Source organism: Ruegeria sp. Alg231-54, from assembly GCF_900143525.1.
GTDB lineage: Bacteria > Pseudomonadota > Alphaproteobacteria > Rhodobacterales > Rhodobacteraceae > Ruegeria.
In genome coordinates this window covers 24,111-35,834 of sequence record NZ_FREZ01000005.1, presented here as the reverse complement: position 1 = coordinate 35,834, position 11,724 = coordinate 24,111, and the positions used below count along the sequence as shown (strand labels likewise).

General features: G+C 58.8%; 14 protein-coding genes. 8 read left to right on the top strand and 6 right to left on the bottom strand.

Going from position 1 to position 11,724, the window contains the following annotated elements; translation table 11 throughout:
* Positions 1 to 6 precede the first annotated feature (6 nt).
* The gene (locus DHN12_RS10805; protein ID WP_108860214.1) at positions 7 to 393 is read left to right on the top strand and encodes a Na+/H+ antiporter subunit G; all 387 of its coding nucleotides are present in this window, start codon (positions 7 to 9) and stop codon (positions 391 to 393) included.
* 5 nt (positions 394 to 398) lie between these two features.
* Positions 399 to 2,558: a selenide, water dikinase SelD gene (gene selD / locus DHN12_RS10800; protein ID WP_108860213.1), complete on the top strand. Its 2,160-nt coding sequence runs from the start codon at positions 399 to 401 to the stop codon at positions 2,556 to 2,558.
* Here selD and mnmH read toward each other — a convergent pair.
* From mnmH to DHN12_RS10785, 3 genes are all read right to left on the bottom strand, one after another.
* Positions 2,549 to 3,601 carry a tRNA 2-selenouridine(34) synthase MnmH gene (gene mnmH / locus DHN12_RS10795; protein WP_108860212.1) on the bottom strand — a complete coding sequence of 351 codons (1,053 nt, stop codon included), beginning with the start codon at positions 3,599 to 3,601 and terminating at the stop codon, positions 2,549 to 2,551. The genes selD and mnmH overlap by 10 nt on opposite strands.
* A gap of 42 nt (positions 3,602 to 3,643) precedes the next feature.
* The gene (locus DHN12_RS10790; RefSeq protein ID WP_108860211.1) at positions 3,644 to 4,309 is read right to left on the bottom strand and encodes an SOS response-associated peptidase; all 666 of its coding nucleotides are present in this window, start codon (positions 4,307 to 4,309) and stop codon (positions 3,644 to 3,646) included.
* Positions 4,310 to 4,449: 140 nt separating this feature from the next.
* Positions 4,450 to 6,027, bottom strand: a complete 1,578-nt coding sequence (locus DHN12_RS10785; RefSeq protein ID WP_108860210.1) for a bifunctional UDP-sugar hydrolase/5'-nucleotidase — start codon at positions 6,025 to 6,027, stop codon at positions 4,450 to 4,452.
* Positions 6,028 to 6,135: 108 nt separating this feature from the next.
* Between DHN12_RS10785 and DHN12_RS10780 the strand changes: the two genes are divergently transcribed.
* From DHN12_RS10780 to arsC, 4 genes are read left to right on the top strand one after another with little or no spacing between them, the layout of a single operon-like run.
* Positions 6,136 to 6,474 (top strand): DUF952 domain-containing protein, encoded by a 339-nt coding sequence (locus DHN12_RS10780; RefSeq protein ID WP_108860424.1) that lies wholly within the window; start codon positions 6,136 to 6,138, stop codon positions 6,472 to 6,474.
* A complete protein-coding gene (locus tag DHN12_RS10775; RefSeq protein ID WP_108860209.1) occupies positions 6,471 to 6,902 on the top strand; it encodes a DUF1330 domain-containing protein in 432 nt (143 codons plus the stop codon). The genes DHN12_RS10780 and DHN12_RS10775 overlap by 4 nt, the downstream gene beginning before the upstream one ends.
* Positions 6,899 to 7,957, top strand: a complete 1,059-nt coding sequence (locus tag DHN12_RS10770) for a quinone-dependent dihydroorotate dehydrogenase (RefSeq protein WP_108860208.1) — start codon at positions 6,899 to 6,901, stop codon at positions 7,955 to 7,957. Before DHN12_RS10775 ends, DHN12_RS10770 begins: the two co-directional genes overlap by 4 nt.
* Positions 7,954 to 8,295 carry an arsenate reductase (glutaredoxin) gene (gene arsC, locus DHN12_RS10765; protein WP_108860207.1) on the top strand — a complete coding sequence of 114 codons (342 nt, stop codon included), beginning with the start codon at positions 7,954 to 7,956 and terminating at the stop codon, positions 8,293 to 8,295. Before DHN12_RS10770 ends, arsC begins: the two co-directional genes overlap by 4 nt.
* Here arsC and DHN12_RS10760 read toward each other — a convergent pair.
* From DHN12_RS10760 to DHN12_RS10750, 3 genes are read right to left on the bottom strand one after another with little or no spacing between them, the layout of a single operon-like run.
* A complete protein-coding gene (locus tag DHN12_RS10760; RefSeq protein ID WP_108860206.1) occupies positions 8,292 to 9,608 on the bottom strand; it encodes an MATE family efflux transporter in 1,317 nt (438 codons plus the stop codon). The two genes, arsC and DHN12_RS10760, sit on opposite strands and share 4 nt — an antisense overlap.
* Positions 9,609 to 9,614: 6 nt before the next feature.
* The gene (locus DHN12_RS10755) at positions 9,615 to 10,133 is read right to left on the bottom strand and encodes a PaaI family thioesterase (RefSeq protein ID WP_108860205.1); all 519 of its coding nucleotides are present in this window, start codon (positions 10,131 to 10,133) and stop codon (positions 9,615 to 9,617) included.
* Positions 10,133 to 10,552 carry a PaaI family thioesterase gene (locus DHN12_RS10750; RefSeq protein ID WP_108860423.1) on the bottom strand — a complete coding sequence of 140 codons (420 nt, stop codon included), beginning with the start codon at positions 10,550 to 10,552 and terminating at the stop codon, positions 10,133 to 10,135. Before DHN12_RS10750 ends, DHN12_RS10755 begins: the two co-directional genes overlap by 1 nt.
* Before the next feature lie 117 nt (positions 10,553 to 10,669).
* Between DHN12_RS10750 and DHN12_RS10745 the strand changes: the two genes are divergently transcribed.
* Positions 10,670 to 11,038: a MerR family DNA-binding transcriptional regulator gene (locus DHN12_RS10745; protein WP_058275812.1), complete on the top strand. Its 369-nt coding sequence runs from the start codon at positions 10,670 to 10,672 to the stop codon at positions 11,036 to 11,038.
* Between the two features lie 283 nt (positions 11,039 to 11,321).
* Positions 11,322 to 11,723 carry a MerR family DNA-binding transcriptional regulator gene (locus tag DHN12_RS10740; RefSeq protein WP_058274210.1) on the top strand — a complete coding sequence of 134 codons (402 nt, stop codon included), beginning with the start codon at positions 11,322 to 11,324 and terminating at the stop codon, positions 11,721 to 11,723.
* The last annotated feature ends 1 nt before the right edge of the window (position 11,724 follow it).

The following is an 11,724-nucleotide window of genomic DNA, read 5'->3' as shown; positions in this document are numbered from 1 at the left end:
GGTGGAATGGGATTCATCGTAGAACTTCTGATCGCCTTCTTCCTGGTCATCTCAGGCATCTTCGGCTTTGTCGGGTCCTACGGTATGATCAAGCTGAAAGATCCTATGTCGCGCCTGCACGCACCCACTAAGGCGACGACCCTGGGCGTGGGTGGCGTGTTGCTGGCATCGATCTGCCACTCGGTTCTGATCGAACAGCACTTGTCGCTGCACGAGCTTCTGATCACTCTGTTCCTGTTCCTGACCGCGCCGATCACGGCCCTGTTCATTGCCAAATGGCACATTCACCGTCATGAAAAGCCCAGCGATCTGCCGGATGCGGGCGAGGATGAACTTTGGGCCACGCACGCGGTTGAGCAAGTCGAAGACGTCCCTGATCACAGCAAGTCCTGAGTTTGATGCACCACCCACCGCTGCCCCTAACCCGCGATCTGGTTCTAATCGGCGGCGGTCACACCCATGCATTGTTGCTGCGCAAGTGGGGCATGAACCCCCTGCCCGGCGCACGGGTGACGGTGATCAACCCCGGCCCCACCGCGCCATATTCGGGAATGCTGCCGGGCTTTGTCGCCGGGCACTACGCACGTCAGGACCTGAACATAGATCTGGTCAAACTGGCCCGCTTTGCCGGCGCGCGGATCATTCTGGGCGCGGTTTCCGGCATCGACCCAGACCGGCGCGAGGTTCATGTGCCAGACCGTCCCCCGGTGGCGTTTGATGTAGCATCGGTCAATGTGGGGATTACATCGGACATGCCCGCCCTGCCCGGCTTTGACCAGCATGCGGTTCCGGCCAAACCGTTGGGCCCGTTTGCTGCCAGATGGGCAGAGTACCTGGAAGGATCAGGTGATGCTACGGTCGCGGTGATCGGCGGCGGGGTGGCCGGGGCCGAGCTTATCATGGCTATGGCCTTTGCCTTGCGCACCAAGGGGCGCAGCGCGCACCTGACCCTGATTGACAATGCACATGCCCTGACGGCGACAAATCCCAAGTCCGCGCAGACCATTCGCAAAGCGATGGCTGATCTGGGCATCGAAGTGATCGAACGGGCATCTGTTTCGCACATCGCTCAGGATCACGTCGCGCTAGAGGATGGTCGCCAAATCCCGGCCAGCTTTGTGACCGGCGCAGCCGGTGCAAAACCGTATGACTGGATAGCGAATACAGGGCTGGATCTTCAGGATGGCTTCATCCGCGTCAACGCGCAATTGCAGTCCAGCGACCCGGCCATTTTTGCGGCGGGTGATTGCGCACATCTGACCGAAAACCCCCGCCCCAAAGCCGGAGTTTACGCGGTGCGCGAAGCCCCCGTACTATTCCAAAACCTAAGGGCCGCCTTAGGGTCAGATGCCATGCGGCGGTATGAGCCGCAAAAAGATTACCTCAAGCTGATTTCATTAGGCAGCAAGTCTGCACTGGGAGAACGGCTGGGGACCTCGTTCAGCGGGCCGTTGATGTGGAAATGGAAAAACCACATCGATCAAAACTTTATGGACAAGTTTCGCAACCTGCCGCAGATGAAGCCTCCGTCCTTGCCCCGCCATCACGCGGCCGGTTTGACCGAAGCCTTGGGCGACAAACCCATGTGCGGGGGCTGTGGTGCCAAGGTCGGGCGCGGCGCGTTGCAATCCGCGCTTGCCGATCTGCCCACCCCTGTTCGTGCGGACGTGACACCACTGCCCGGCGATGATGCTGCCCTGTTGCAGACCGGGGGTGCCCGGCAGGTCATGACCTCGGACCATCTGCGCGGCTTCGTGGACGATCCCGCCTTGATGACGCGCATTGCAGCGGTTCATGCCCTTGGGGACATCTGGGCCATGGGTGCCCTCCCGCAGGCCGCCACGACGACGATCATCCTGCCCCGCATGTCGCCGACCCTTCAGCGTCGCACCATGGCCGAGATTATGACCACGGCCAGCGACGTCATCCGTACCGCCGGGGCCGAAATTGTCGGCGGGCACAGCTCGATGGGTGACGAGATGACGATCGGGTTCACCCTGACCGGTCTGTGCGACGCCGACCCGATCACACTGACCGGCGCCAGACCCGGTGATGCCCTGATCCTGACAAAACCGTTAGGCAGCGGCGTTCTGATGGCGGCAGAGATGGCGGGCGCAGCAAAGGGCGAATGGGTTGCGGCGGGCCTTGCAAATATGGTGCAGCCACAAGGCCGGGCTTCGGAAGTATTGGCAGATGCACATGCGATGACCGATGTAACGGGATTTGGTCTGGCGGGGCACCTGCTGGGCATGACCGAGGCCTCGGATTGCGGTGCCGCCCTGGATCTTGCGGCAGTTCCGGTAATGGATGGCGCGCGGGAACTGGCCGCGCAGGGTATCCGGTCAACCTTGTTCGAAGACAATCGAGCGATTACGCCCGAATTACCGACGGGCGGCAAAGCTGACCTGCTGTATGATCCTCAGACTGCCGGAGGCTTACTGGCCGCGGTACCAGCGGATCAAGGACAGATGATCTGCGAAGCTTTGTGCGAAGTGGGATATCCTGCCGTAATCATTGGGCACATGACCGATGCACCGGGGCTTCGGGTTCAAACCTGATCCAGGATGGCATCGATCTGCGCTGCTGTTGCAGACACGCCAGCATGATCCAGCGCCGACGCATGGATATTCGCGATAACCTCTGAACTGCGCACTCGGGCAGATTTGGCATATGCAGGATCATAGTGCTGCTCGATCAACGCCTGTGTCAGTGCGCGTTTGTTACCAGCCTCAATCATGTCCAGCCAACCGTCCACCACGTCATGCCCGCGGTGAAACCGCAGCGGGGAAAGGCGGTCGCGCAGGCGGTCAGAGTCCGACAGAACGTCATCATAGGCGGATACCAAGTAGTTCGAACGCGCCTGAATGGAGGCTGTGACCTGGATGCGCGGGGCTTGGCGCAAGGCCGCCCAAAGCGTCGGCGGCAGGATCAAAGACCCGATTTTGGACGACTCCGCCTCAACCACCACGGGGCGCGACATGTCCAGACGGCACAGCGCAGACGAAAGGGCAGACTCGAACGCCTTTTGGCTGGGTTGTCCACCGGGCATATCACCCAGCAAGGACCCACGGTGGTTGGCCAGCCCCTCTAGATCCAGAATCTGAACGCCGCGAGCCGCAAGATGCACTAATAGTTCGGTCTTCGCCGTGCCGGTATATCCGTCCAGCGCAATCAGGTGATGCGGCAGCGGGTCATCATAGAGATACCGTTTCACCAACCGGCGATAGCTGCGATAGCCACCCTCGACCACTTCGGCCCGCCAGCCGATCTGTTGCAGCATCCATGTGAACGAACCCGATCTTTGCCCGCCGCGCCAGCAGTAAACTAACGGCCGCCATCCGCCCTCATGATGGGACAGGTTGTTCTCGATGTGATTGGCCGCATTCCGAAACACCAGCGCAGCCCCCAGTTTACGGGCCAGAAACGGACTTTCCTGAACATAGATCGTGCCGACGCGGGCGCGTTCTTCGTTGTCGAGAACGGGCAGGCTGATAGCGCCAGGAAGGTGGTCTTCGTCAAATTCCGCCGGGCTGCGCACGTCGATCACTGTATCGAATTCATGCGCATAGAGATCGGGCAGGCTGTCGAATTTCAGAACCATGTCAGAGATCTATCCCGCAATGCCGTGAATGAAAAGGCAGGGCTAAACTTCGATCGGTTCAATCAATTCCGGCCCGCTGGCGCGGTTCGAATTCACGGCCGGGCTGACGCGATGATAGCTGAGGACATCTTCGTCCCCTGTCTGCATCAGACGCGCGGCCCCTTTTCCGGCCTCGCCCAGCCAAAAGGGCCAGTCATCAGGTTCCAAGATCAAAGGCATTCGGTGATGGATTGCGCTGAGGTGACGGTTGGCCTTCGTCGTGACAATCGCGCAGGTGCCCTGCCGCGCATCTTCAGGCCCCCAATCCTGCCAAACACCGGCAAAGGCAATCAGTGCGTTGTCCTGACGGAAAATGTACCGCGGTAACCGGTCGCCTTGTTTCGTCTTGGTCCATTCATAGAACCCCGTCGCGGCGATCAGGCAGCGGCGTTCCCGGCATGCAGCGCGAAAGGCGGGCTTTTCGGCAAGCGTTTCCGCCCGCGCGTTGATCAACAGAGGTCCTGCGTTTTCGGCCTTGTACCAATGGGGCAAAAACCCCCAGCGCAGCGGATCAAGCGTGCGCCCGTTTTCGCCCGCGCGCACCACATGCACCTGATTGGTCGGGCAGACGTTGAAATTCGGCACCGCTGGCAAAGTGTTAGCTGGGCGCGCCGAAAAAAGCTGTGCCATTGCATCGTTGGGAAGTGTTACGGCAAACCGTCCGCACATAGGCCTTGTCCCTTTTTCAGAAATTGTAGGTTAATGTCGCCCGCGCCGATACCGAGTGGAACACCATCAAGCCGTTTCTGTCCATAAGACTGAAAAGGCCGCGTCAAACGCGGCCTTTTAGTTTGTTTATCGAAGCAGATTTACTTCTGCTTGATCCGCCCATCCAGATAGGGCGTGTAAGGCGCGTTTTCGGCCAGGTATTCCGCCGTTACATCTGCCAGATCGGGGCCGAAGTCATAGGCGTTCTTGTCGTCGCCCGAGAACATCTTGTAGCCGTCACCGCCATTGCGGACGTAGTTGTTGGTGACCACCAGATAAGTCGCGGCCGGATCGATGGGAACAAACCCGTCTCCGTCGGCAACCATGACCTCAGCGATACGCCCTTCGTTCGGCGCAACGGCCGGGTCCCAGGTGAAGGTCAGGCCAGCAACCTGCGGAAAGCGGCCTTTGACCTCTTCCACCTGGCTGACGCCGTTTTCCAGCGCATCGATGACGCCTTGGCCGCTGATCTCAAAGGTCGACAGCGTGTTCTGGAACGGCAGCACGGTCAGCACTTCGCCCATGGTCACGTCGCCCGGATCGATCGAAGCCCGCAGACCGCCCGAGTTGGCAATCGCAATCTTAACGCCCTGATCCGCGACGCGTGCCAACATTGCGTCGGCCACAAGGTTGCCCATCTGGCATTCCTGGACGCGGCAAATAGCGCGGTCGCCTTCGATGGCATCGGCAGAGTTTGCAACCACCTTGTTGCGGATTTCATCCAATGGCACGGCCAGTTCGGCAATACGATCCAGAGCGGCCTGATCCTCGGTGACCGTGTTGTCCATGATCAGCGGCTCGCCAGCAGCCTCGACCACGTTGCCGTCATCGTCAAAGGTCACATTCAGCTCACCCAAGAATTTGCCGTAGGCATAGGCCTGAACGATCTGCACGCCGTTTACCACGGTCGGGTACGGGCCGGCGGCCTTGTCCGAGGTGTTCGACAGGTATGTGTTCGAGTGGCCACCTACGATCACGTCAACTCCGGTGGTTTCCTGCGCAACGCGCTGATCCACACCGTAGCCCGAGTGGCTGAGAACGATGATCTTGTTGACGCCTTCACCGGTCAGCTTATCCACCTCAGCCTGAACCGCAGGCACCGGGTCCGAGAACGAGATATTCGGACCGGGCGAGGCAAGCTCATCAGTGTCGATCGGTGTCAGGCCAATCAGGCCGATCTTTTCGCCACCCACTTCGATCACAGTGGATTTCTTGATCTTGTCGGTCAGCAACTCTTCGTCCGCAATATCCGCATTGGACATTAGAACAGGGAAATCGACCGAGTCGATAAAGCCGCGCAGAACCTCGGGGCCGTCGTCGAATTCGTGGTTACCCACGGTCATCGCGTTGTAGCCCAGCTTGTTCATGAACTCGGCCGCGACCTTGCCCTTGTAATAGGTATAGAACAGCGATCCCTGGAACTGGTCTCCGCCATCAACCAGAATCGAGTTTTCGGCACGGCCACGCGCCTCCTCGACCGCAGTGACCAAGCGCGCGGAACCGCCAAAGCACTTGCCCTCGGCGTTGTCTTCATCACCGCAACCGCTGTCGTATTTGTTGATCGGCTCAAAACGCGAGTGGAAATCGTTGGTGTGCAGAATCGTCAGCTTGTACTCGGCAAATGCCATGCCTGCGGTAAGGCTGAGCGCGGCGGCAGATGTCAAAAGACGGGTGAGCATAGTTTAACTCCCTATTGTTAATTGCGGAGATGTTGCGACGCGCAACGCCGAGAGTCAAAGGGGGAAATCCGGCTTGATTCTGCCCGTGGCCCGGTGCATCACGACCGCATGCTGATTTACAAAATTTTTCGGGCCGATGAATGGGCCACGCTACAGGCACAAGGTGCATCAGACGGGGCTCCGATAGATGTCTCTGACGGGTTTGTTCATTTCTCGACCGCCAAGCAGGCCGCAGAAACAGCCGCCAAACACTTTGCCGGTGTCGAAGGGCTGACCCTGCTGGCATGCGACGCTGATGCGATGGGCGACGATCTAAAATGGGAGGTTTCGCGCGGTGGCGCGCTTTTCCCGCATCTATACCGGCAGATCAAAATGACCGATATTGTCTGGTCGCGCGCCCTGCCCTTCGATGGAACCGCTCACCAGTTTCCGAAGGATATGGAATGACCAATTTTGTCGATCCGGACCGCGCCCAGTTTGAGGCCTTCAAGGACCTTGATCGGGACCACCCGATCGAGATGCTGAACTTGGTGAAGTTCCGCGACGCTGCTGAGTATCCCGCAGGGCACAAACTCGCAGATGTCGGGCTGACCGGCGCGCAGGCTTACGGCAAGTACGGCTCGGAAACCGCTCCGATCATAGCGCGCCTTGGCGCATCAATCTTGTGGCGTGGCGTGTTTCAGACGACACTGATCGGCCCGCAGGACGAAGACTGGGACGCAGTGTTCATCGTCCGCTATCCCAGTGCGAATGCGTTTCTGGAAATGGTGACGGACCCGGTTTACCAAAAAGCTGTGGTGCACCGCCAAGCCGCCGTCGAAACCTCGCGCCTTATACGATGCGCCCTTACGGGTGGCGGAGAGGCATTCGGATGAAACTGACTGAAAAACTGGGGCTGGCAGCCCTGCACCGCTTGGATCCTGAGACAGCCCACGGATTATCGATCAAGGCGCTAAAGGCCGGATTGGCCCCTGCGCCGGGTCCAGTGACCTCCAGTCGATTGCGCACCGAAGTGGCGGGATTGGACCTGCCGAATCCCGTTGGCCTGGCCGCAGGATTCGACAAGAATGGTGAGGTTCTTGCGCCTCTGTCCCGCGCAGGGTTCGGGTTTATCGAGGTCGGCGCCGTGACCCCACGTCCGCAGCCCGGCAACCCGAAACCGCGCCTGTTCCGCCTGACCCAGGACATGGCCGCCATCAACCGGTTCGGATTCAACAACGAAGGCATGGAGGTCATGGCCCGCCGTCTGGCTGACCGTCCAAAGGACGCGGTGATTGGCTTGAACCTGGGTGCCAACAAAGACAGCGACGACCGCCCCGGCGATTTCGCCAAGGTCCTGGCCCATTGCGCCGCGCATCTCAATTTTGCCACGGTCAACGTCTCATCCCCGAATACGGAAAAACTACGTGATCTTCAGGGCAAGGCGGCCCTGAGTGCTTTACTCAGCGGCGTGATTGAGACGCGCAACGCACTGCCCCGCCCCTTGCCAATCTTCCTGAAGATTGCCCCGGATCTGACCAAAGGCGAATTGCAAGACATCGCCGATGTGGCCCGCGAAACCGGCGTGGATGCGGTGATTGCCACCAACACGACCCTGTCACGCGAAGGTCTGCGCAGTGCCCATAAGGGTGAAGCAGGCGGTCTGTCCGGCGCACCGTTATTCCAGAAATCGACCCGCGTTCTGGCACGTCTTAGCCAGTTGACCGACGGGCAAATCCCATTGATTGGCGTTGGCGGGATCGGGACGGCAAAGCAGGCTTACGCCAAGATCTGCGCCGGGGCTTCGGCTGTGCAGTTCTATACGGCCATGGTCTATGGCGGCATTTCATTGGCCGCAGAAATTGCCGAAGGTCTGGATGAACTGCTGGCGCAAGACGGGTTCACTTCGGTCGCAGAGGCGGTTGGCAGCAAAAGAGAGGACTGGCTGTGATTGAATATTGGCATAACCCGCGCTGTTCAAAATCCCGCACAGGTCTGGCGTTGCTGGAAGAAAAAGGTGCGACCGTCAAGGTTCGGAAGTATCTGGAGGATGCGCCGTCGTCTGATGAGCTGCGCGCGGTGCTGTCCCAATTGGGAATTCCGGCCATCGAGATGATGCGAACAGGCGAAAAGCGGTTCAAGGAACTAGGCTTGACGAAAACGACACCCGATGATGACCTAATCCAGTCTATGGCGGAAAACCCCATCCTGATCGAGCGTCCTCTGGCCATTGCCGGTGACAAGGCCGCGATTGGTCGTCCGCCCGAAAACCTGCTGTCGCTGCTTTAAGCGATCTGCGCTTCCAGCTTAGGGTAACGCCAACCCAACGTGACCCCGCGCACGATGTTCAGGACCATCAGCGCGGCCCAAAGCCCATGGTTGCCGAACGTCGGCACCAGCAGGAACAGGGCCACCACATAGATCGCGACGGACTGGATCATCGCCTGTCGCATGGCGCAGGTCCAGGTCGCCCCGATATAGATACCGTCGAACATCCAGCTGGCTACGCCGATCACCGGTGCAAGGGCCGCCCAGAGCAGAAACTCGCGCGCGGCAACCCGTACTTCAGGTGAGGTTGACATCAGATCAATCAGGGATGGTCCGGTCAGAAAAAACACAAGACCCAGGGCAAACGCACCTCCGACGCCCCATTGCGAGGCCATGATCGACGCGCGCCGTACCTGGGCCCGATCACGCGCGCCGACCGCACTGCCCACCAGCGCCTCGGCAGAGAAGGCGAAACCGTCCAAGGCAAAAGCCGTGATCTCAAGAAATTGCAGCAGCACCTGATTTGCCGCCAGATTGACGTCCCCCAGATCGGAACCAACAAACAAAAAAGTGGTAAATGCGCCGGTCAAAAGCACCGAACGCACCATTATGTCGCCGTTCACCTGCATCATTCGGCGCAGACGCGCTGGGTCAAAGATCCTGGGCCAGTCGCGCCACTGATTTCCAGCGAAAGCGTCGTGGCACAACCAGAGACCAAGCGCCAACCCGGTCCATTCGGCGATCAGCGTCGCGATGGCGACACCTTCGACGCCCCAGCCAAGGCCAAGAACAAACCAGAGATCCAGAACGATGTTCAGCCCGTTCATCCAGATCTGCAAAACAAACACACCCTTGGTGCGCTCTACCGCGATCAGCCAACCTGTCACGGCAAAAAGCGCGATCGTCGCCGGGGCACCCCAGATACGGATCTCCAGATAGGCGCGGGTCAGCGACTCGACCTCGGGACTGGCTGGAGACAGGGCGAACGCCCCCCAGAACAACCAGACTTGTGTCAGGATAAAGAACAAACCTGCCGCGCCGCCCAACAATAGCCCGCGCATCAGCAAGGCTCCGGTTTCCGCCGTGTCCCCTGCACCACGTGCCTGGGCAGCAAGACCGGTTGTCCCCATACGCAAGAACCCGAACACCCAGTAGATGGTCGCTAGAATAACGGCTCCCATGCCGACCGCACCGATTGGGGCCGCCTGACCCAACTGCCCCACAACACCAGTATCCACCGCCCCCAGAATTGGCACCGTCGCATTGGACAATACGATCGGCGCTGCAATCCGGAGCACCCGCTTATGCGTAATGGGTGCCGAAGCGTCCTGCATAGCGTTCTATTTTCCGTCAGTAGTGGGCTGTGGCATCAGGAAATGCCCCGAAGCCTGTGCAAAAAGCTTCGCGTGATTGTCCTGCCAGGCCTCGACCCTGACAGAGGCATAGCGACGCCCGGCCCGACTGATAAACGCGCGCGCGTAAGCATCACGCGGCAGGCCTGACCGCAGATAGTCGACGGTGAAATCGACGGTCTTTGGAAAACGTACTTTTTCGTAGTCGGCGATATCACTGGCATTCAGTTCCCCGCTTTCAATCTTGGGCAGCAAGAACTCCCAACTCAGCGTGATGACGGCCGTGACTTCTAGAAACGCCGCCGTGACGCCGCCATGCAATGCGGGCAGTAACGGATTACCGATCAGTTTCTGATCAAAGTTCAAAACACCAGTCAGTTCATCACCGCGGCGATCAAAGCCGATGTCGAGGAACCGAATGTAGGGCACACCATCGACAATCGCGTTCAGCGCCGCATCCCGGCGTTGTTTTACGACCTGGACGGGTTCCGGGCGAGTACGCGCCATTACAGACCCTCCACCGTGAATGACCCTGCCGCTGTGGCCACCGGAAGACCATCGTCTTCGTCCATCGCCGTCGCGCGCACAAAGGCGACATTCCGTGTGATGTGGTAGCATGTCGCCTGGGTCGTTATCGTCTGTCCCGGTGTTGCCGCCCGCATATAGTCGATCCTCAGGTCAATTGTCGCCGTACCCCCTGGGGCCGACGGATGGCTCATGACGGCGGCACCACAACAGGTATCCAGTGCGGCGAAAACAGCGCCGCCATGAATCACCCCAGTGCGCGGATCGCCAACAAGCTCTTTGCTGTACGGCATTGTAATACCCGCTTCGCCATTTCCGATTGAGGTCAGCTTCAGACCCAACGCCCTTGCATGCGGGATCGCCTCGATGAACTGGCGCGCAATTGCGGCTTTGTCGACCATGTACTTGAATCCGTTCTTTTGGTTTATCCCTTTATGAGCCCGTGTCCGCCAAAAGAGCAAGCCCGCCGGTTGCGCTTGCCGCTGACAGAACATAGGCTGCGCCAGAGGAGATCAGGAATGTCCGACAACCGTTTGTCATTCAAAGAGATGTGCGCCGAGTACGATGTGACTCCACGTACCCTGCGCTACTATGAGTACATCGAATTGCTGCAACCCGATCGGGAAGGCAGATCGCGATATTATGGTCCGCGGGAATGCGCACGCATGACTTTGATCCTGCGCGGCCGCAAATATGGGTTTTCGCTGGAAGATATCCGGCAGTGGCTGCTGATCTATGAAAATGAAGGCAACGAGATCCAAATGCGTGCATTTGTCGACGTCGCGGATAAGCAGATCGTCGAACTGAACCAGCAAAAACAGCAATTGGACGAGGCAATTGATGCCCTGACCGAGATGCGCGACCAGACTGCCAAATCGCTCGAGTGATTCCGTTGGCGCACCATCGCGCACTCAAAAAATGAAGCGACTCTCGCACACTTCGGCCATGCCTTAAGGTGTGTTGGGTCGCTCTGCGGGAATTGGCACCCACAAATTCCGTTACGTTAATTCCGAAAAAGTCGGAAATCCGCGACTTGACGCGCGCGGAAGTTACGTAAACTTCTGTTGTGACGCAGCGTTCACATTACGTGAACGTCATCTACATGTTGTAACGTGCGCATCGACTGCGCAACTGACTTTCATTGACGCCAGTGACGAGAGTGCTGAAACCATGACCGAAGATCTGATGACCATCCGAGAAATGTGCGAGACATATGATGTCACGCCCCGCACGTTGCGGTTTTACGAGGCCAAAGAGCTTTTGTTTCCGATCCGTGAAGGTCAGAAACGGCTGTTCACCAAAAGTGATCGTGCCCGCCTGAAACTGATCCTGCGCGGTAAGCGCTTTGGGTTCAGCCTGGAAGAAATTCGCCAGCTTCTGGACCTTTACCATGTCGGCGACCAACAGATGACTCAGATATCACGCACCTATGAAATTGCGTGCGAGCGTCTGGAAGACATGGAAGCGCGCCGTGAGGAACTGACCCAGGCGATCGACGATCTGAAAGAACAGTTGCGCTGGGGCGAGAAAGTCATCGCCTCGGTCAAACAAGACAAAAAGGCTGCCGAGTAAC

What these genes read in the sequence shown, in the direction of transcription:
- DHN12_RS10780 (WP_108860424.1), top strand. Translation starts at nt 6,136, where the DNA reads ATGCTGATTTACAAAATTTTTCGGGCCGATGAATGGGCCACGCTACAG.
- DHN12_RS10750 (WP_108860423.1), bottom strand. Translation starts at nt 10,552, where the DNA reads ATGGTCGACAAAGCCGCAATTGCGCGCCAGTTCATCGAGGCGATCCCG.
- DHN12_RS10785 (WP_108860210.1), bottom strand. Translation starts at nt 6,027, where the DNA reads ATGCTCACCCGTCTTTTGACATCTGCCGCCGCGCTCAGCCTTACCGCA.
- DHN12_RS10790 (WP_108860211.1), bottom strand. Translation starts at nt 4,309, where the DNA reads ATGTGCGGACGGTTTGCCGTAACACTTCCCAACGATGCAATGGCACAG.
- selD (WP_108860213.1), top strand. Translation starts at nt 399, where the DNA reads ATGCACCACCCACCGCTGCCCCTAACCCGCGATCTGGTTCTAATCGGC.
- DHN12_RS10775 (WP_108860209.1), top strand. Translation starts at nt 6,471, where the DNA reads ATGACCAATTTTGTCGATCCGGACCGCGCCCAGTTTGAGGCCTTCAAG.
- DHN12_RS10760 (WP_108860206.1), bottom strand. Translation starts at nt 9,608, where the DNA reads ATGCAGGACGCTTCGGCACCCATTACGCATAAGCGGGTGCTCCGGATT.
- DHN12_RS10755 (WP_108860205.1), bottom strand. Translation starts at nt 10,133, where the DNA reads ATGGCGCGTACTCGCCCGGAACCCGTCCAGGTCGTAAAACAACGCCGG.
- DHN12_RS10740 (WP_058274210.1), top strand. Translation starts at nt 11,322, where the DNA reads ATGACCGAAGATCTGATGACCATCCGAGAAATGTGCGAGACATATGAT.
- DHN12_RS10805 (WP_108860214.1), top strand. Translation starts at nt 7, where the DNA reads ATGGGATTCATCGTAGAACTTCTGATCGCCTTCTTCCTGGTCATCTCA.
- DHN12_RS10745 (WP_058275812.1), top strand. Translation starts at nt 10,670, where the DNA reads ATGTCCGACAACCGTTTGTCATTCAAAGAGATGTGCGCCGAGTACGAT.
- DHN12_RS10770 (WP_108860208.1), top strand. Translation starts at nt 6,899, where the DNA reads ATGAAACTGACTGAAAAACTGGGGCTGGCAGCCCTGCACCGCTTGGAT.
- mnmH (WP_108860212.1), bottom strand. Translation starts at nt 3,601, where the DNA reads ATGGTTCTGAAATTCGACAGCCTGCCCGATCTCTATGCGCATGAATTC.